We start from the raw sequence: 18,744 nt of genomic DNA, 5'->3' as shown, positions 1-18,744 counted from the left end.
TAAACAAGTGAATTAGATGTCAAGGGCCAGCTTAATGCTGGCCCTTTTTTCATTTTTAACTTCACTCTATGGACACTTTAATCTGCTTTACAAACTAAACACGGAAGAAAGTATTTATCTATGACAATATATAGTTTATCCATAGTGATGGCGAAAGTTCACACACTTTTGGACTTGCTATCTAATTTTCAACTGATTTAGATAACTTCTCTATCAATGCTTTAAAAGTACGTTTCTCACCTTCAGAGAAATTTTCTAACAACGTTTGCTCCCACTCTAACGCTTTTGGCGTCAGCTGTTTATACAAATCGAATCCCATATCAGTGCATTCTATAACTGTTGCACGCTTATCGTCCGGGTGTTGGTTAAGACGAAGGAATTGCTTCTGCTCTAATTGCTTTATTGCACGTGACACCGTGGATTTATCCATATTAGCTAACTCACAAATTTGCTTTGCTGTTGCAAAATCAATATTGATCACATGTGACAAGACGCGCCACTGAGCCTGCGTTAGTCCGGCTTCTTGACCGTAAACTTTGGCAAAATCGTCACTTACCTTGGTAGACAAGGCGACAAGTTGATAAGGCAAAAATTGACTAATATCTAAAATCACTGATTTACTCACGGTGCAAAGCGCCTCTCTATTTTGTAATTATTAATTTACAGTACATCTTTCTCAGGATGTTTGCAATTACTCTCACATGAGAGTATCTTACAGAAAACATCAATGGAGTCTACGTAAAATGAGTACAGAATTCGACTATTTGACAGGATTTGGTAACGAATTTGAAACCGAAGCCCTACCAGGTGCGTTACCAGTAGGACAGTTTTCACCACAAAAAGTGAAATACGACCTATACGCTGAGCAATACAATACAACCGCATTTACGGCCCCTCGCGCTGAAAACCGCAGAAATTGGTTCTATCGTATTCGCCCTTCAGTTGTGCAAGGCGAATACCAGCCAATGGACAATGGTCTAGTGAGAACAGGCCCTATCACTGAGGTACCAACACCACCGTCAATGTTACGTTGGAACCCAGTGGAAGTACCAGCTGAAAAAACAGACTTCATTGATGGCCTTATTACCATGGCTGCTAACGGCAGTGCCAATGGTCAAGTCGGTATCGGTATTCACGTATACGTCGCAAATGCTTCAATGGAAGGCCGATACTTTTACAACGCAGACGGTGAGTTGCTATTTGTTCCTCAACAAGGCGAACTCGTACTGCACACTGAATGTGGCAAGCTTGCAATTAAACCTGGAGAAATTGCAGTTATTCCACGAGGCCTTAAATTCCGCGTAGAACTTATCAGTGAACAAGTACGTGGTTATATTTGCGAAAACTATGGCCACCCTTATATCTTACCTGAGCGTGGACCGGTTGGCGCAAATGGGTATACCAACGAACGTGACTTCCAATACCCTGTCGCTGCTTTTGAAGACCTTGAAGGTGACTTTGAGCTGGTTGCTAAGTTTAACGGTAACCTATTCCGCTGTGATATCGGACATTCTCCACTAGATGTCGTTGCATGGACAGGTAACAGCGCACCCTATAAATATGACCTTTCTCGCTTTAATGTGATGAATACGGTCAGCTTTGACCACCCAGATCCGTCAATTTTCACTGTTTTAACCTCTCCTTCTAGCGAAGAAGGTGTAGCGAATGTTGATTTCGTTATCTTCCCTCCACGTTGGATGGTCGCAGAAAATACGTTCCGCCCACCATATTATCACCGTAACATTATGAGTGAATTTATGGGGCTTATTGAGGGCGTATATGATGCTAAAGAGCATGGATTCGTTCCTGGAGGCATGAGCTTACATAACTGCATGTCTCCGCATGGTCCTGAAGCAGATGTATTTGAAAAAGCCTCAAATGCAGAGCTTGAGCCTCAGCGCTATGAGAACACTTTGGCGTTTATGTTCGAGTCACGTTATGTTATTTCTCCGACGAAATATGCATTAGAAGGCAAAGAACGCCAGCCAAACTATTCAGATTGCTGGAAAGGCATTAAAAAGTACTATAAAGGTGCATAATAGAAAAACTTGCCCTAGCAAACGCATTTATACTGGCCACTCACTTGTGGCCTTTGTCGTGAATAAGGATTAAAAATGAAACTATACACTTACTTCCGCTCATCTGCGGCCTATCGCGTCCGCATCGCGCTTAACTTAAAAGGCATTGAGCACCAGCTTGAAGGAGTTAACCTTCTTAAATCTGAACAGCAGCAAGCACCTTACACAGATAAAAACCCACAGGGCCTTTTACCTGCAATGGAAACTGAGCAAGGGACTTTGGCACAATCTTTGGCCATCCTAGAATGGTTAGAAGAAACACACCCAGATACACCCCTTTTACCGTCTGACCCTTGGCAAAAAGCACAGGTTCGTAATTTCAGTTACGCCATAGCATGTGATATCCACCCTATTGACAACTTGCGCGTACTTAAATATTTAAGCGGTGAGTTAGGCGTTACTGATGAGCAAAAAACAACATGGTATCAACACTGGATTATCGAAGGGTTTAAAAAGTTAGAACCCACATTAGGCGAAGGCCCGTTCTGCTTCGGCGAGCAGCCAACGCTGGCAGATCTTTGCTTGGTTCCACAGGTCTTCAATGCACTACGCTTCAAAGTGGACATGACGCAATTCCCGAAGATTGCAGCAGTTTACGCACACTGTAATACATTAGAAGCGTTTATTAAGGCAGCACCCGAGAATCAACCGGATGCAGCTTAACTAGAGATTTGAACATGGGGTATTACTTTAATGCCCCATGAACTTGGTCAATATGAGCGAGCAAGTCGTGGCCCAAATCTGTCAAATATCCTCCATCAGGCCTATCAATTACCCCTTTTGCAAATAACCGCTCCGCTGCAGCTAATATGCTTTGATCCGCACTGCTATGTATTTTGAGGCCTTGGTGTAAACTACTCCTTGGAAATTTTGCCAATAGTTCTAGTTCCGCCATTAACTGAGTGTCAAATGCCATACTTCCCCCTATTACAATCAAGCTACCATTCGGGCATGACTTGTGCTTACATTTAAATATAATCGGTCAGACGGTGTTGCCGCTGACAATCCTTTTGAACAGCCGTTACCATTACTAAATTAATACCGTAACATTAGTGCCGATAAACGTACTTCGACCTAATAAACATTAGCCCAGACTATGAGTAATGCCATGTATAAGATCAATTTTTTATCATTTTTAATACTTTTTTTATGTTGTTTGCCGGTATATGCAAAAGAAAATTCACCTCGGGTATTTATTGACTCACCGCAGCGCGTTTGCTGGTTCAATTCATCTCAATACAGCGAAGGTGCATTAATCAAACAGTTTGATAAACTTTATGTATGTAGTCACAAATATGCCAACCAACCGAATAGCCAGCTAGTTTGGCTGCAGCTTGACAAAGATGGGATACCTAAAAGGCTGGATCTCAGAGGTAAGATAAGAGTACACTAGCGCGTCGCGAATTTTAGGTTTAAACATGAGTACACAGCAACCAAATAACCCTCTTCATGGTGTAAAACTGCAAGATATAGTAGAAAAACTTGAAGCTGAACTTGGCTGGGAAGAAATGGCGCAACACGTTAATGTAAACTGCTTCAAAAAAGATCCATCGGTTAAGTCTAGCTTAAAATTTTTACGCAAAACCCCATGGGCCAGAGAAAAAGTCGAACAACTTTATCTAGACACTTTCCACAGCTTTTCGTGGCCAACTAGCCCTCAGTCTAAATAAGTGCAAGTGAGTAAGAGGTAACTACCTCTTACTGCATTAATTTACTGCTTTGTAGCTGCTCATAACTCGATATGATTTTCTTAACAACATGGGGAGATAATCTTTTATTGCAGGCAAAGTAAAGTTCAGTATCTAAATTGTGTAAAGTTAAAACTGGCTCCAATAACTCGCTCAATGGTTCATGTTGACGTTTAAACTCAAACTGGTTGTCACTTAAAATAACCAAATCGACAAATTTTCGCCTCGTTTCAAGTAACTCAAATACGCGATCAAATGAATTTATCAGTACTAGGTTATACCCTTCAATAAACCCATTTTTAACCAAAAATTGGTGACTGTAGTTATCTTTAATCACCGCAACCTTATACTGTTTCGTATCCTCAATTGATTCTAGGGAGATTTGTGATGACTTTAGCGCATAAAAAGATGTAGTGAACTTACTAATGGGGAAAATCCAATTAAACTTTTCACCCCGGATCTCATTTTTAGCCATTGAAAAAATACAAGTATTATCATCTCGTGCAGCGGTATTGTATGCTGTCGTCCAACTTTCAACTGAAATACGATAGTTTATCTCAGAGTTATCCAAGACAGATTTTACCTTGTCTACCGCACTACCGACCAACTCTCCCTCACCATTTAAGTATTGGAATTTTGGAAAATTCTCGGTCACGATATTAAGCGTATAATTAGCCTGAGCGACCGCTACGAATAAAAGGAAATAGCATCCAAGCACCCACCGATACAACTCATCTCTCCAATCAGACTAGGTTTATGTCTATAAACTATAGGTAAGAAATGCAACTCTGTGAAATTTGCAGAGGATATATGTGAATACACTCGCAACCTGAAGTATAAAGCAGGAAAAAAGGGGGCTTCCCCCCTTAATCAGACGTGTTATGCTTTGTTCATCGCATCAATTAAGAATGCAGAGATTTTAGCCCCTTCACGTAAAGTCGTTTCTGAACTTGACTGTCCAGCTAAAGAACTGTCTGTAAACGGTGCAATTTCCATCATGTCAGCACCTGTAATTGGAAACTCTTTTGCAAGTGCTTTCAAGATTGTCAACGCTTCCTCTGGCGTCAAACCACCCGTCTCCGGTGTGCCTGTAGCCGCAGCAAACTCTTCGTCGAGCGCATCGATATCAAAACTCACGTAAAGTTCATCTACCTTGTCGGCTTTAAGTTGTTCAATAACACCGGCAACAATCGCATCTGCACCTTGCTCGCGAATTTCATGCGCCCAGTGTTGCTTAACACCAAACGTGCCTTCCCAATGTTCTTTCGCTTTACCACTTGAGCGTATGCCGAACTGAATCAAGTGATGTGGAGCAGGTAAGAACTCAAGAATATGGGTACACCATGAACCAAAGCACAGATCAATACCTAATCTTTCTACCAGTAAGTCTGTATGTGCGTCAAAGTGAATAATTGCAGTGCGCTTCCCCTGCTCTCTTTTAGCTTTCAAATATGCTTTTGTCAGCGGGTAACTGATAGAGTGGTCACCACCAATACCAAACACGCCTTTTTCAGGGTAGTGCTTGTAAAATCCGTCGCAAACGTCTTCAGTAATTGAAAGCGGTGCGACAAAGTAATCACTATTTTCGTCCTGATAAAGCGCTTTTTGACAGTTTGAGATAGTGCCTTCATTTAAATACTTATCATGAAGTAAATGAGGTATAACACGCACATCACCGAGATCAAACGCAGAAGTTTGCGGTTGCTGTTCTATTAAAGTACTTCTTAAAAAGAGTGGTCCCCAATTTGCGCCGCGCAAAATACCACCGCCACAGTCTGAGCTGATACCCAAAATCGCTGCTTTATGCTCGCTATCATCGATCTTCTGTAACGACTCTTTCCAAAGCGCTTCAACACCTTCAGTTTGACCATATAGCTTTTGTCTAAGTGCGTCTTTACGCTCCTTAGCTGTGTTTACAGTAAAAACACCATCACCTGGTGGGCACAAACAATTTTCTAGTTTTTCAAGGTATTGTGATTTGCTGTTGCTCATAGCGTGCTCCTCAATAATTTGCATAATCATGCTAAATTAACTCTACTTCAAAAACGTAATCCGCTATTGAATTCGACCCAAATATAATCAAGTGACATCTCAAGAACTACAAAGCCATTTAAATTAAACTTATTTAAATTCAAAGATTTGTACAATTAACAAATTGAGCTGAGAGAAAATTACAATAAGAATAACGCTGATATAACATGGCAGAAATATAAGTCAACCGCTGAGAGAAAAATGCGCTTTTCTCTCAGCGGCTGAATATTCACAGAACCTGTCTAGTTATTCGTACCCTCTAGGTTTTTTGGTTTTAATAATCGCAATGTAACCGTGCCAACTCGCATAGGATAACAATGGCATGATAATGATAAATCCAGCTGCGCCAGTCAAAAACCCAATGAGCACCAGAGTAACTATCGTCAATCCCCAGACAATCATCGCAGGTACATTTGTGCCCACAGCGTGAATAGACGACACGACTGCTGTCATGATATCAACACGGCGTTCCATCATGATTTGCGGCGTAAATGCCGAAATAGCAAAGACCGCCATCATAAGCACACCCCCTACTATGGAACCCAAAGCTAAAAATGCAGAAAGTTGTTCAAAATTAGGGTTGGGTACATTTGGATATAGAGCATGTATTAAGGCAGCTAACCGCATCCATACAATCATAATGACCATCAATAAAATAGCAAACCCCCACTCACCCGCAGGGTTTCGAAACATAGACTTCAGGCTGTGTATTAATGTTGGTTTGTGCCCTTTCTCTAATTCCCATGCAACATCGTACAACCCAGCAGCAAACGCTGGACCAATAAGCGCGAAGGCGACTGACGCCGGTAATATCACTAAATGCGTGCCAGACTGAAAGACAAGCCACATAATAAAAGCAGGGATAATGCTAAAAACTAAACCATAAACGAGACTGAGAATAGGCGCTCTAACAATATCTTTGCAAGCTAATGACAGCCAGTGAAATGGTGCTAGAGCGGCGATCTGATTGCTCTCCAAACACCGTGCGAACTCCGGGTTTTTATCTACTGAGTGAGATGTTGGCATAAAATTGTCCTCTCTACATTGCTATATTAAGGTTTAGATTAGCGAGGCCCAACATGCAAGCATTGCAATAGTTCATGTATGTATTTATTGATCAAATCGATATTATCTGGTCACAAGTAACAAGTTTACCTTTATTGAAACCAAGCTCGCCTTTAAAGTGAGCAATTGGTTAACTTGAATGAACGTAGCGGACATGTGTCCTGTACTTAAAACTCGCTAACTTTAACCATTACGTTTTAGAACATAAAAAGGTTTTTTATGGAAAAGGTATTTCACTTAGGATTGACCAAAGCAGATCTTCAAGGGGCTACACTTGCAATCGTGCCAGGTGATCCTGAACGCTCAAAGCGCATTGCACAACAGCTAGATAATGCAATTTGCCTAGCGCAAACGCGAGAATTTCACATTTACCTTGCGACAATCAAAGAACAACCTGTTGTAGTATGCTCAACAGGCATTGGTGGCCCATCTACGTCAATTGCCGTTGAAGAACTCGCTCAACTTGGCATTAAAACGTTCCTTAGAATTGGCACAACTGGCGCAATCCAACCGCAAATTGACGAAGGCGATATTCTGGTTAGTACGGCATCTGTCAGATTAGACGGTGCGAGTCAGCACTTTGCACCATTGGCTTATCCAGCAGTGTCTGATTTCCATAGCACGCAAGCTATGGTACAAGCATGTGAATTTGAAGGCGTGCCTTACCATACTGGTATTACTGCCTCAAGTGACACCTTTTACCCAGGTCAAGAACGTTACGATACTTTCTCAGGCTATGTCTCTAAAGCCTTCCAAGGTTCATGTGAAGAATGGCAAAAGTTAAACGTCATGAATTATGAGATGGAATCAGCGACCCTTTTCACTATGTGTGCGGCGCTGGGACTTAAAGCAGCGTGTGTCGCAGGCGTCTTAGTTAATCGAACTCGACAAGAGATCCCAGATGTGGACCACCAACTTGTCGAAAAGCGTGCAGTATCTGTTGTTATTAAAGCAGCTGAAATATTACTGACACAAGAAAAGTAGGCTAACGCCTACTTTAGCCTAAAATACGTGGTGAATAAGAGGCACGTCGCCTTTTAAGCTAGTGAGTACAGCTTGCGCCACGGATTTTTGATTCTCATACCCAGCCCTTTCGACCAGTGTAATTCGTTCTACATTCGCTTCATCCAGTTGCTCACCAGACAGCGCTAATTGACTTAAAACACTATTCATTGGCGACAGACTCGGACTGTACGCTGCATTCTCAGCGTATCTGCCATAGAACGCTCTTCCATCAGTTAATACTAACTCTGCTGCACATAGATTCTCAGAATATGGAACATAAGCAAATCGTAAATGCTGTTTAAGCGCGTCAGAGATAGGTAAATCGATATTAATATTAGATGCAGTATTTGCCATCAACGACGAAGCATTGCCTAAATCATTTGGACCAAAATCACAAGGAAGAAGCTCACTGAGCGAGTATGTCCCAGTCGGAAGTAATATTGTTAAATTTCCAGCAGAGCTTAGCTCGTTCATAAACTGGCGACAGAATCCGCATGGTGCTGCATTAATCGCAATTGAAGTGATTTCTTGAGCACCATTAATCCACGCGTTATTTATGGCTGCTTGCTCAGCATGAACAACCAAAGATAACGCTTGATGTTTAAACTCTAAATTAGCACCAAGGTACATATTTCCCGTCACTTTATCAAAAGCGACAGCGCCAACAAAAAATTGTGAGATGGGTGCTTGGGAGAATTTTGCGGCGACTGGCAATAAAGCTTGTTGCAGTTGTTCTAGCTCACAGTGAAGCCGTTCAGTCAGTTGGGAGACGATATTCGCACTGAGCGTACCATTGGATTGCTTCGCAATATCGAAAATATATTCTTCTGTTTTGTTGTCTATTATTACCATAATTTAATTATTATAGAATATGGCATGCCAGTTTACGCAGATTTTATGCGTTACTCAACCATTCCTTCGCAGATTTAAAACATTCGAAGTTTTCTGCATGAATACCAAATCTTTTGACTTTTTGTAAGAAGAGATCGTGCATGTAACCCTCAAACCCTACTACCCGAGCTATCTGTATATTTGTCAGGTAATGTGCCACCCTAGGCATGACATTAACGATATCAATTGCAGCAAACTTGTGCTCTAGCTCAGACACGTCGACCAGTACTTTTCTACTACCATGTTGCTCAGAATAAGCTTTAGCAGCTTTATAAGCATTGACCACGTCTTCAGCTCCGGCTTTGCCACGCACTGTCATTAAGATGAGTGACGTTGTTTTGTCATAAGTAATACTGGTTGATAATGCTGACATATAGAACTCTGCAGAAAGATCGATTAATAAATTAATAAACAGGGAAGGGATTTTAATTTAAAGCACGCAGCTGTCAATGAAATAAGATTTAAAAATGAGTAAAAAATAAAAAACCAACCATAAAGGGTTGGTTTTTTATTTCAACAAGTTATATATATGTGATATCGCAATACAAATAATACATAAGCACTAGCCCGTATTACGCAAACCTGCCGCGATACCCATCATGGTTATCATTAGGGCGCTGTCTAAAGTATCCGCATCCGTACTGCGCGTCCTTTTTAATAACTCTACTTGTAGTAAGTTCAGCGGATCTGTGTAAGGGTTTCGTAATGATATGGATTCTTTAACCCATGGTTGAGCAGATAATAAACTCCCCTTAGGTGCCAAGCGAATGATCTCTTCCGTTGTTTCCTTGAGCTCAGCACGTAACTGTTTGCCAATGATCTGCAAGTTTTCCGGCACCAATCGCTCATCGTAATACTCGCTTAACCACAGATCGGCCTTACAAAACACCATCTCAAGCATTTCCAGCCGAGTTCTAAAAAATGGCCATTGTTCGCTCATTTCCTCGATGAGGGCTTCCCCGCCCAAATTTAGAACCGCTTTCAAACCTTCATTTGCGCCGAGCCAAGCAGGCAACATAAGGCGGTTTTGACTCCAAGCGAAAATCCAAGGAATGGCTCTGAGGCTCTCTATTCCCCCTTTTGGGTTACGTTTCGCGGGGCGCGAACCGAGCGGTAGTTTGGCCAATTCAATCTCAGGCGTTGCGCTTCTGAAATACGACACAAAGTCTGGTGTGTTTCGCACATATTTACGATACCTTTCGCATGACGCTTCACTGAGCAGGTCCATAGCCTCGCGCCATTGTGTTTTTGGCTTTGGTGGGGGAAATAAATTGTTCTCAATAATCGCACTGGCATATAAGGATAAGCTTTGAATTGCAACCGGAGTAAGACCAAATTTAAAGCGGATCATTTCACCCTGCTCCGTCACCCTCAAACCATGCTTCAAAGAGCCAGGGGGTTGTGAGCGTAATGCTTGGCGTGCCGGTGCTCCACCGCGTCCAATAGTGCCGCCACGTCCATGGAATAATTTCATCTTAATGCTGTGCTTATCACCTAACTCAATAAGTGATTCCATCGCTCGATATTGCGCCCAACCAGCCGCCATCATCCCCGCGTCTTTTGCCGAGTCTGAATAACCGATCATGACATATTGCTGATGAGACAGATGACCTTTATACCAGCTCGAACTAAATAACTCGGTCACAACCTTGTCGGCACGATTAAGGTCGTCTAGCGTCTCGAACAAAGGCGCTACAGGCAAATTGAATCCTACACCACTCTCTTTTAAAAGAAGTTGAACTGCAAGTACATCAGATGCATATTGCGCCATCGATATGATATAAATGCCTAAAGATGCACGGTCTTGCTGTGCAATCACATCAAACGTATCAATGACCTCTTTAACAGACTCACTAGGTCGCCAATGTTTTGGAATAATAGGCCGCCTAGAGCTTAACTCAGACAGTAAAAATGCTTGCTTGTCTTGCTCTGACCACTGAGCATAATCACCAACTCCCAAGTACCTGGTTAGCTCTGAAAGCACTTCTGTATGGCGCGCTGAATCCTGACGAATATCAAGCTGGCATAAGTTAACACCAAAACAGTTCAAGCGCCTTAGAACATCTAATAACAAGCCTTTGGCTACCACTTCCATGCCTAACTCATTGAGTGAGTCAAAACAAATTAACAGCGGAGTTTGTAGTTGCTCTGTGTCTTTAATTTTATCTCGGCATGACGTCGGCAAGCCTTTAATTTTACTTTCTAAAAAATCGATGGTTTCACGCACATCTGCTTTTAAACTTTTGAGCAACGCTCTATACGGTTCATTTGATTCACCAGTTCGCGACAGCAACAACTGATTTGCACCGCTCATGGATAATTCTGCACTGAGCTTATCTAGATCGCGATAATAAAGATCCAACGCCATCCAACGCCCATGATCCAACACACTCTGAGTCACTTTAGCTGTGACGTTGGGGTTACCATCTCTGTCTCCTCCCATCCAAGAAGCCAGTTTAATCGGTGAAAAACTTTGCGGTAAATCAATGCCCAGATGCTGTTTAGCCATCTTGCTAAGTTCACTCACAAACTGAGGAATGGCATGCCACAAACTATTTTCCACTACAGCGAATCCCCACTTGGCTTCTTCCAGTGGCGTCGGGCGTTTGTCTCTGATTTCGTTAGTATGCCATGCTTGACAGATGAGCTGTGCTATCCTAGCAACAATCGTTTCACGTTCTACACCTGAGCACTCTATACTCTCAAGTTCCTTTAAGCAGTCACTGAGTTCAACATGCTTGCTGATAATTGTCCGTCGAGTAACCTCTGTTGGATGAGCAGTTAAAACCAGTTCAATTTGCAGCGTAGACAAAACTTGTAACGCGTCTGCTTGAGAACAGGTCCCTTTGTCTACGTGATCGGCAAGCTCTTTAATAGTGCTCTCAATCGTATCAAACGAACCGCCAGGCGCACCGGTTTTTGATATCGTATGATATTGTTCAGCCACATTCGCCAAGTTTAAGAAGTGATTGAATGCTCTACACACAGGCAACAATTCTTCGTTGCTAAGCGCTTTGAGCGTATCGATTAGCATTTCTCTGGCTTGATGATCGCCCCCTCTCGATGCTTTAGCGAGATGCCTGATCTGTTCGACTTTTTCCAGTAACTCTGAGCCCTGAGCATGTTCTATGGTTGCCCCAAGACATTCACCTAGCAGGCTCACATTACGGCGAAGATTTGTATATTGCTGATCCATACGCTTTCCTTTGAATACATTTTATGCAATCCAATATACTGTTAAACATACATAAATGAAAAGACCATTTAGTTACACTTTTTGACCAATACGATTTACGTACATAGGGACATGAACGACGAAAAGACGCTTTAGTGATCCAATGCCCGAATAATACCGTACACTACAAAAACATAAGTTAGGTACCTTCATCATGGCTCAAAAAACGGCCGTTGTAATCGGGGCAAGCGGCGCAATTGGCAAAGCGCTGGTCAATTTACACTTACGTCACAATGACCATGTTGTCGCTATAAGCCGCGAAACAATAAATACATCGCATGCACACCTAAATAAATTTGAAACAGATTATACAAAAGCTAATATTGACGAGTTGGCCACTCGAATATCTCGTATATATCCAGCAATCCATTCCATTAGCATATGTAATGGAGTACTGCACACAGAAGACCACATGCCCGAAAAACGACTCGAGTCTTTTGATATTGATTACTTTGGCATGCTCATGCATATCAATACAACAATACCTTTCATGTGGTTGCAAGCATTTATGCCGCACTTAATGTCAACACAAACACCGTGCGTCGTCACTGCACTCAGTGCCCGAATAGGCAGCATCTCAGATAATCAACTCGGTGGATGGTATAGCTACAGAGCATCGAAAGCCGCACTCAATATGCTTTTCAAAACCGCCAGCATTGAACTGCAAAGACGCAAATGCAATGCAAAGTTAATGTTGTTTCACCCTGGCACAACGGACTCAGCACTCTCAAAACCATTTCAAAACAATGTGCCAGCAGAAAAGTTATTTAAGCCGGAATTTGTTGCTGAGCAACTCAATATCTTTCAAAACAACAGAGAATTTAACGGTGCCGTCGACTTCATTGACTGGCAAGGTAAGAACATACAATGGTAATAAAATGATTGTTAACAACCAAGACATACTCGATCTCCCTGAACGTTACAGAGCCCATTTTATAAACAGCTTATCGGGGTATAAAAGCGCAAATTTGATCGGAACACGTGATTTAAATGGCAAAGAGAACTTATCTATCGTTAGCTCTGTTTTTCATCTCGGCGCTAACCCTCCTTTACTGGGTGTTATATTCAGACCTCACAGTGTGAGACGTGACACATTAGAGAATATATTAGAAACCGAAACATACACTATAAACCACGTTAACTCACTTATTTGGCAAGAAGCACATCAGACATCGGCTAGATACGACGAAGACCAGTCTGAATTTAATGAAACAGGACTTACCCCATATTATCACGAGAGTTTTGAGGCGCCTTTCGTTGCACAGAGTCAAGTCAAAATAGGCTTAAAGTTAAGACAACATCAAACCATTGAGCTCAACAAAACGGTACTGGTTATTGGCGAAATTGTTCACGTTGAAGTCGCTGACATCGCAGTAAAAGAAGATGGATTTATTAACCTTGAGCAACTAGACACAGTGGCAGTATCAGGACTTGACTGCTATCACACCACCAGCAAGATAGACAGATTGGAATACGCTAAACCAGATCTGCCTGTGACGCGAAAAGCATAACCTCTTAACGCGCTGCAGTTAGCAAGCTTTAATTAATGCTGGAATCAAATCCAGCATTTTACCAATGTCATTACAATTTGGTGTTTTTAAGTACCGAGAGTAAATCACTCAACTCATCAAAATACTGAGCTAATTCCTTTTGTTGATTGTTGGATAACGTTTCTCTTAGCTGTAGCATGAACTTGATTTGATCTCGAATACGCCGATCCCTTTTCTCAATACGGTGTTCAGGCCAATAGCGAGGGTGGTTAACAACGTAACGCCCTAGCTTTTTAAGGTCAGCTTCACCTACCTGTTTTTGCACTAATAGTGACTCGATTACAGCCAGTCTATTTTGATTATTCAATGCCCTTACTTCTTGATAAAAAGCAGTTTTATCTACATGTCTTGCTATCATGTCTTTTTGTTTAATATCTAAACTACCTAAAATATCTTCAAAGCGTGTTAGGGCCCTCGCCTGCCTATCTTCATCGTTTTGTCTAGCTTGCATTTTTTCTTTAATGCTGTCGATCAGTTGTGCTCTTTGAGAATTATCCAGTGATATCAGAAATTTAACAGAGGCTGGCTCTAGGCTCTCTATGAGTTCATACCAATGTGCATTAACCCGCATGCTGAGATCATATAGCTGTTGCTCATCCATGTCCTTCCAGCCATTTTTCAGCACACTTAACCACTCTTGATAAGTTGGCAGGTAACGAGACTGGTGTATTACCTGTACTTGCCCAAACTCTTTTAAAAACCATGCTTGCTGATCGTCTGTGAGCGCTACATAGTTTTCGAGCTGATTTAACGCCAACCGGTCTGAGTTTTTATACACAGTCCCATAAAAACAACCTGTCAGCATCAACAACACTAAAAAAACCAAAGTAAACCTAAACACGACCCCTCCAAACACAATTAATAATCATTTGCAGTTGACAATCAACATAAAGTTATTGATAATCATTCTCAATGAAGCGGTAGTTTTGATTATACGCACAAGACTTACTTCATTAAGTGAATTGCTATTCGACCCAGTATATTCACAAACTCATTTACTTGCTACATTGCTCATATCGGTGACGGTAGATATGAAAATTAAAAGGCCCGAAAGGGCTTTTTTTATTTCCCTTCATAAGGTTATAGTCTAAACTGCATATTTATACTATGTGCATTAAACTAAACGAAAAACCCTGTGCCATAAGGAGAAATTAAGATGCGAAAGTTAACTCAAACACTTTTATTCTCAGGGCTAATTCTAAGCTCTACGCCAACACTTGCAGGGTTAGAAGAAGGCATCGCTGCTGCAAATCAAGGTCAATTTGATATTGCCATTAAAGAATTTCAATATTTAGTAGACATGGGCTTTGCACCCGGTATGTATGAATTGGCCAAAATGTATGACGGTGGTTATGGCGTACCGAAAAACCCTAGAAAAGCAGCTGAACTGCTGCAAAGGGCTGTGAAGCTCGGAAGTGCTGATGCAATGTTTGCCCTTGCTGTGCTTTATCAAGATGGACGTGGGGTGAAACTAGATAAGCAAAAAGCCGTAGACCTGTTTACTCAAGCTGCAAAAAAAGGCTTACCTGCCGCACAATTTAACCTTGGTGTAATGAATGCCAATGGTGACGGCGTGGTTCAAGACTATGTTAAAGCACGCTTTTGGTACGAACGTGCAGCAGCCAATAACTATACACTGGCTATGTACAATCTTGCCCTGCTCTATTACCAAGGTTTAGGCGTACAAAAAAATGTCGAACGCTCGTATATTTGGAATCTGCTTGCCGAATTTAACGGTTACGCACAAGCAGCAGAGAGCCGCCAACTAGATGAGCAAAGTTTATCCCGCTCTCAGTTAGAACGAGGGCAACGTATCGCCAACGAGATTTATCACAAAATCCAAGCCAATACTTATATCGCAGGTAGTGGCTTCGCCGAGTAAAAGTGTAAAGTTACTTCAAATATAGCCACGTCAGCAGTTTTTTAATGGCATGGCTATATTGATTGAACAAATTACTTCGCCAAATCCGACTACTGGATTGAAATACCGATTTCGTGTGACTAAAAGTCACGAACCCTTCCTTACCATGATATTGCCCCATACCCGAACTCCCAACTCCACCAAATGGCAGATCGGTGACCGCGACATGCAGCAGTATGTCATTAATACTGATAGAACCCGCTTGCAAAGATTGTCTGATATTGATTTGATCTTCAATATTGTCCGAGTATAAATAACACGTCAGCGGGCTTCCTTGGCTTTGAATGATGCTTTTAGCCTCAGCTAAGTCACGTACCTTCAAGACACTCAGTACAGGGCCAAAGACTTCCTCTTGCATAATACGTGAATCTAGCGGGGGATTTAGCACTAAGTGTATTCCAAAGTGCTCAGCACATACATCTTCAAGCGGCTTAGAGTGGCAAACTTGCGCTCCAGCTTCAATCGCTTCTTTTATGATTAACTCTAGCCTTTTGGCATGATGTGCGTTTAAGACACCTGTTTTAATCTCTTTATCTTCATGCCTAAGCAACTGATATTTCAATTTTGTGATAAAAGCATCATAAATAGATTCTTCTACCAACACATAATCAGGTGCTACGCACACTTGCCCTGCATTCATATTTTTTGCAAATATAATATCTAATACGGCTTTGTCTTGGTTCGCATCCGCTAACACCACCAAAGGTGACTTACCTCCAAGTTCCAAAGTGACCGGCACAAGGTTTTGTGCTGCGGCTGCATACACTTGTTTACCGACGCCCGTAGATCCGGTGAAAAATAGGTGATCAAAACTTTGCTGGCTAAAGGCAGATGCAATAGCAGCGTCACCTTCAACGACAATGCAGTCATCCTCTATTGATTTAAGCACATCCCTCATCACACTGTTTACTGCCGGAGTGAATTCGCTGAGTTTTATCATCACCTTATTACCCGCTGCGATAGCTGTCGCTAGCGGAACAAGCGCCAATTGGATCGGATAATTCCATGGCGCAATAATACCAACGACCCCTTTAGGCACATATTCAATCCATACTTTAGAAGGAAAGAACTGCCAACCTGCAGTTTTAGTTTGCGGTTTCATAAATGCATCAATATGACGACATAAGTAACGAATATGGCTTACGGTAGGGATTAAGTCAGCTACAAGCGTGTCGTACTCGGCCCGAACACTAAAGTCTTGATTAGCCGCTTCTACGAAACGTTGTTTATTTGCAATAATTGCTGCATTTAACTTTTTTAGCTTATCTTTTCTTTTCAAGCTCACCGGGAATGGCTCAAGACAGTATGCGGACTTTAAATTCATTAACCCCTGCTCAATCACTTGTTCTTGATTCACTCTCTCAGCCTCATAAGTTTGCTCTCCATTAAAACTAATCACATCAACAGTTAAACTTACCTTTTTATCGTTAAATTTTCAGTCTGTTAAGACTTTCTCATTGCTAGGCCTAATGTTCAACTAGTCAAAGCAGAAACGAAGCCGTCACGATTTTAAACAATGCCGACGCTTTTTTTACCCCATTATTTAACTTTAAAACAATATTCAATCATTGAAACAGGCTTAAAAAGTTTTTAGATATTAAATCATACCAATAATTAGTAAACCAAATTTATAGATCGACAATAAAAATAAAAGTTAACAAAGATAAAGTTTTTTTCGGGCCAACAAAAAGGCCACCTTCATTTAGGTGGCCTTACAACGTCTCAAAATAAATATCGCTTAAAATACAAAAACCCAACGAGCAACCGTTAAGGTTAGAAGGCTTATCATAGCAATAGCAATTAGATTTAAGACAAATCCAGCTTTTATCATATCCCTAATTTTTATTTCCCCAGAACCAAATACGATCGCATTGGGTGGAGTTGCAACGGGCATCATAAAGGCGCAGCTTGCAGCCATTGCCGCAGGAATGATCCATACCAACGGAGTCCCCGTCACTTGCTCTGCAACCGGACCAAGTAAAGGTAAAAAGCCCGCAGCTGTTGCCGTATTGCTTGTCAGCTCAGTTAAAAATGTAATTAAAGCAGCCACAGCAATTACACTCAATACAAGTGGAATAGCGCTCGCTCCCGCTAATAGATTTGCGATGTACTCAGCAAGGCCAGATCCTTTTATTTGGCTCGCTAAAGTTAACCCGCCACCAAATAATAAGAGTATGCCCCATGGCACTTCTTTTGCAGCAGGCCAGTCCATGACTTTTTGTTCGCCTTTACTGTCTGCAGGTAAAACAAATAACATAATAGATGCTGCAACAGCGATCCCCGTATCCGTTATGTTTAATCCAGTCCATGTTTGTAAATATGGCCTCAATAACCAACCAAATACAGCAAATAAGAAGACGTACATGACGTTTTTCTCAGCAATCGTCATGTTACCTTGCGCTTTGAGCTGAGCGGAAAATATCTCTGTCATCTGACTGTTGTTTTGTTGCGGAGCAAGTTTGAAAGCAAACTTAGTTAGCCAAAGCCAACACAAAACAATCATGCCAAATGTAAATGGCACCGCAACAATCATCCATTGTCCAAACCCTATTTCTATTTGATGGTTGTCCCACAGGTAAGCGACCATTAACGCATTTGGTGCAGTACCAATAATAGTTCCTACTCCTCCTAAGCTTGCACTATAGGCAATAGCCAATAACAAGGCTTTGGCATAGTTATCACAACGAGCACCATTTTTTTGCAAAACATGGATCACAGACAAAGCAATTGGTAATAACATCAATGTGGTGGCCGTATTATTTATCCACATAGACAAAAAGCCACTGACCAACATCATAGCCAGTACTTGATACTTAGGGTTTGTACCACTTTTTAACATGGTTTTCAGCGCAATACGTTTGTGCAACTGCGACTTTTCCATCGCAATTGAAATCAAAAACCCACCTAAGAATAAGAAAATTAAAGGATGCGCATAGGCAGACGATGTGCTCTTTATGTCGTTTATCCCTGCAAGAGGCACAGCCAATAAGGGCACTAATGAGGTAACAGGAATTGGGACTGTCTCACTTACCCACCAAACAGCAAGCCACATTGCCAAGCCAGCTGTGCGCCAGCCTTGCTCTGATAAACCTTCAGGGCCATGGGTGATACATGTCATTAAAAAAAGGAAAGGGCCTAGAAATAGCCAAAACTTGTTATATATGGAACTGCCTTTAACCATTGTATCCGTCATTTTTCTATTTTTTATAATTGTGCACTTAAAATAAGGAGGCAGTATGAATGACCCCCTGCGTTTCCACAAGCCCACAACGTCTTTAAG

At 41.7% G+C, this 18,744-nt stretch carries 19 protein-coding genes; 8 read left to right on the top strand and 11 right to left on the bottom strand.

From position 1 onward, the window contains the following. Positions 1 to 181 precede the first annotated feature (181 nt). A complete protein-coding gene (locus tag N473_RS16825) occupies positions 182 to 625 on the bottom strand; it encodes a MarR family winged helix-turn-helix transcriptional regulator (protein WP_063368937.1) in 444 nt (147 codons plus the stop codon). A 118-nt stretch (positions 626 to 743) separates the two neighbouring features. Between N473_RS16825 and hmgA the strand changes: the two genes are divergently transcribed. Then, entirely contained in the window at positions 744 to 2,039 is a 1,296-nt protein-coding gene (gene hmgA, locus N473_RS16820; protein ID WP_063368936.1) for a homogentisate 1,2-dioxygenase, read from the top strand. A 75-nt stretch (positions 2,040 to 2,114) separates the two neighbouring features. Further along, complete coding sequence (gene maiA / locus N473_RS16815; RefSeq protein ID WP_039610296.1) at positions 2,115 to 2,741, top strand: maleylacetoacetate isomerase; 627 nt, start codon at positions 2,115 to 2,117, stop codon at positions 2,739 to 2,741. 22 nt (positions 2,742 to 2,763) lie between these two features. Here the strand turns inward: maiA and N473_RS16810 are convergent, their stop codons facing one another. Beyond that, positions 2,764 to 2,994, bottom strand: coding sequence for a TIGR02647 family protein (locus N473_RS16810; RefSeq protein WP_039610295.1), 231 nt, complete (start codon positions 2,992 to 2,994; stop codon positions 2,764 to 2,766). 180 nt (positions 2,995 to 3,174) lie between these two features. On the opposite strand from N473_RS16810, the gene N473_RS27005 reads away from it, so the two are divergent. Both N473_RS27005 and N473_RS16800 read left to right on the top strand, forming a co-directional pair. After that, positions 3,175 to 3,471, top strand: a complete 297-nt coding sequence (locus N473_RS27005) for a DUF1496 domain-containing protein (RefSeq protein WP_081221239.1) — start codon at positions 3,175 to 3,177, stop codon at positions 3,469 to 3,471. A gap of 25 nt (positions 3,472 to 3,496) precedes the next feature. Further along, positions 3,497 to 3,748, top strand: a complete 252-nt coding sequence (locus N473_RS16800) for a VF530 family DNA-binding protein (RefSeq protein ID WP_039610294.1) — start codon at positions 3,497 to 3,499, stop codon at positions 3,746 to 3,748. Positions 3,749 to 3,776: 28 nt separating this feature from the next. Here the strand turns inward: N473_RS16800 and N473_RS16795 are convergent, their stop codons facing one another. The 3 genes from N473_RS16795 to N473_RS16785 form a co-directional block, all read right to left on the bottom strand. Continuing rightward, on the bottom strand, positions 3,777 to 4,496 hold the full coding sequence (locus tag N473_RS16795; protein ID WP_231099586.1) for a transporter substrate-binding domain-containing protein: 720 nt from the start codon (positions 4,494 to 4,496) through the stop codon (positions 3,777 to 3,779). A 149-nt stretch (positions 4,497 to 4,645) separates the two neighbouring features. Beyond that, the gene (locus tag N473_RS16790) at positions 4,646 to 5,758 is read right to left on the bottom strand and encodes an arginase family protein (protein WP_063368934.1); all 1,113 of its coding nucleotides are present in this window, start codon (positions 5,756 to 5,758) and stop codon (positions 4,646 to 4,648) included. Between the two features lie 285 nt (positions 5,759 to 6,043). After that, entirely contained in the window at positions 6,044 to 6,823 is a 780-nt protein-coding gene (locus N473_RS16785) for a DUF2189 domain-containing protein (RefSeq protein ID WP_039610292.1), read from the bottom strand. Positions 6,824 to 7,081: 258 nt separating this feature from the next. Between N473_RS16785 and udp the strand changes: the two genes are divergently transcribed. Further along, positions 7,082 to 7,846 carry a uridine phosphorylase gene (gene udp / locus N473_RS16780; RefSeq protein WP_039610291.1) on the top strand — a complete coding sequence of 255 codons (765 nt, stop codon included), beginning with the start codon at positions 7,082 to 7,084 and terminating at the stop codon, positions 7,844 to 7,846. Positions 7,847 to 7,864: 18 nt separating this feature from the next. Here the strand turns inward: udp and cdd are convergent, their stop codons facing one another. From cdd to ppc, 3 genes are all read right to left on the bottom strand, one after another. Further along, entirely contained in the window at positions 7,865 to 8,719 is an 855-nt protein-coding gene (cdd, locus tag N473_RS16775; protein ID WP_063368933.1) for a cytidine deaminase, read from the bottom strand. Between the two features lie 43 nt (positions 8,720 to 8,762). Next, positions 8,763 to 9,131, bottom strand: coding sequence for a hypothetical protein (locus tag N473_RS16770; protein ID WP_039610289.1), 369 nt, complete (start codon positions 9,129 to 9,131; stop codon positions 8,763 to 8,765). A gap of 189 nt (positions 9,132 to 9,320) precedes the next feature. Continuing rightward, entirely contained in the window at positions 9,321 to 11,954 is a 2,634-nt protein-coding gene (gene ppc, locus N473_RS16765) for a phosphoenolpyruvate carboxylase (protein WP_063368932.1), read from the bottom strand. A 193-nt stretch (positions 11,955 to 12,147) separates the two neighbouring features. Here ppc and N473_RS16760 point away from each other — a divergent pair, with 193 nt between their 5' ends. Beyond that, positions 12,148 to 12,867, top strand: a complete 720-nt coding sequence (locus N473_RS16760; RefSeq protein ID WP_063368931.1) for an SDR family NAD(P)-dependent oxidoreductase — start codon at positions 12,148 to 12,150, stop codon at positions 12,865 to 12,867. A gap of 4 nt (positions 12,868 to 12,871) precedes the next feature. After that, on the top strand, positions 12,872 to 13,504 hold the full coding sequence (locus N473_RS16755) for a flavin reductase family protein (protein ID WP_063368930.1): 633 nt from the start codon (positions 12,872 to 12,874) through the stop codon (positions 13,502 to 13,504). A gap of 70 nt (positions 13,505 to 13,574) precedes the next feature. On the opposite strand, the gene N473_RS16750 is transcribed toward N473_RS16755, so the two are convergent. After that, entirely contained in the window at positions 13,575 to 14,384 is an 810-nt protein-coding gene (locus N473_RS16750; protein WP_063368929.1) for a DUF6279 family lipoprotein, read from the bottom strand. A 315-nt stretch (positions 14,385 to 14,699) separates the two neighbouring features. On the opposite strand from N473_RS16750, the gene N473_RS16745 reads away from it, so the two are divergent. Further along, positions 14,700 to 15,425: a tetratricopeptide repeat protein gene (locus N473_RS16745; protein ID WP_063368928.1), complete on the top strand. Its 726-nt coding sequence runs from the start codon at positions 14,700 to 14,702 to the stop codon at positions 15,423 to 15,425. Positions 15,426 to 15,435: 10 nt separating this feature from the next. On the opposite strand, the gene N473_RS16740 is transcribed toward N473_RS16745, so the two are convergent. Together N473_RS16740 and N473_RS16735 are read right to left on the bottom strand one after the other, a co-directional pair. Next, complete coding sequence (locus tag N473_RS16740) at positions 15,436 to 16,821, bottom strand: aldehyde dehydrogenase family protein (RefSeq protein ID WP_155735644.1); 1,386 nt, start codon at positions 16,819 to 16,821, stop codon at positions 15,436 to 15,438. A gap of 381 nt (positions 16,822 to 17,202) precedes the next feature. After that, on the bottom strand, positions 17,203 to 18,657 hold the full coding sequence (locus tag N473_RS16735) for an SLC13 family permease (RefSeq protein ID WP_063368927.1): 1,455 nt from the start codon (positions 18,655 to 18,657) through the stop codon (positions 17,203 to 17,205). Between the last annotated feature and the right edge of the window lie 87 nt (positions 18,658 to 18,744).

It is taken from the genome of Pseudoalteromonas luteoviolacea CPMOR-1 (genome assembly GCF_001625685.1).
GTDB lineage: Bacteria > Pseudomonadota > Gammaproteobacteria > Enterobacterales > Alteromonadaceae > Pseudoalteromonas > Pseudoalteromonas luteoviolacea_K.
The sequence above is the reverse complement of the archived record's forward strand: the minus strand, read 5'-3'. Positions and strand labels throughout refer to the sequence as shown.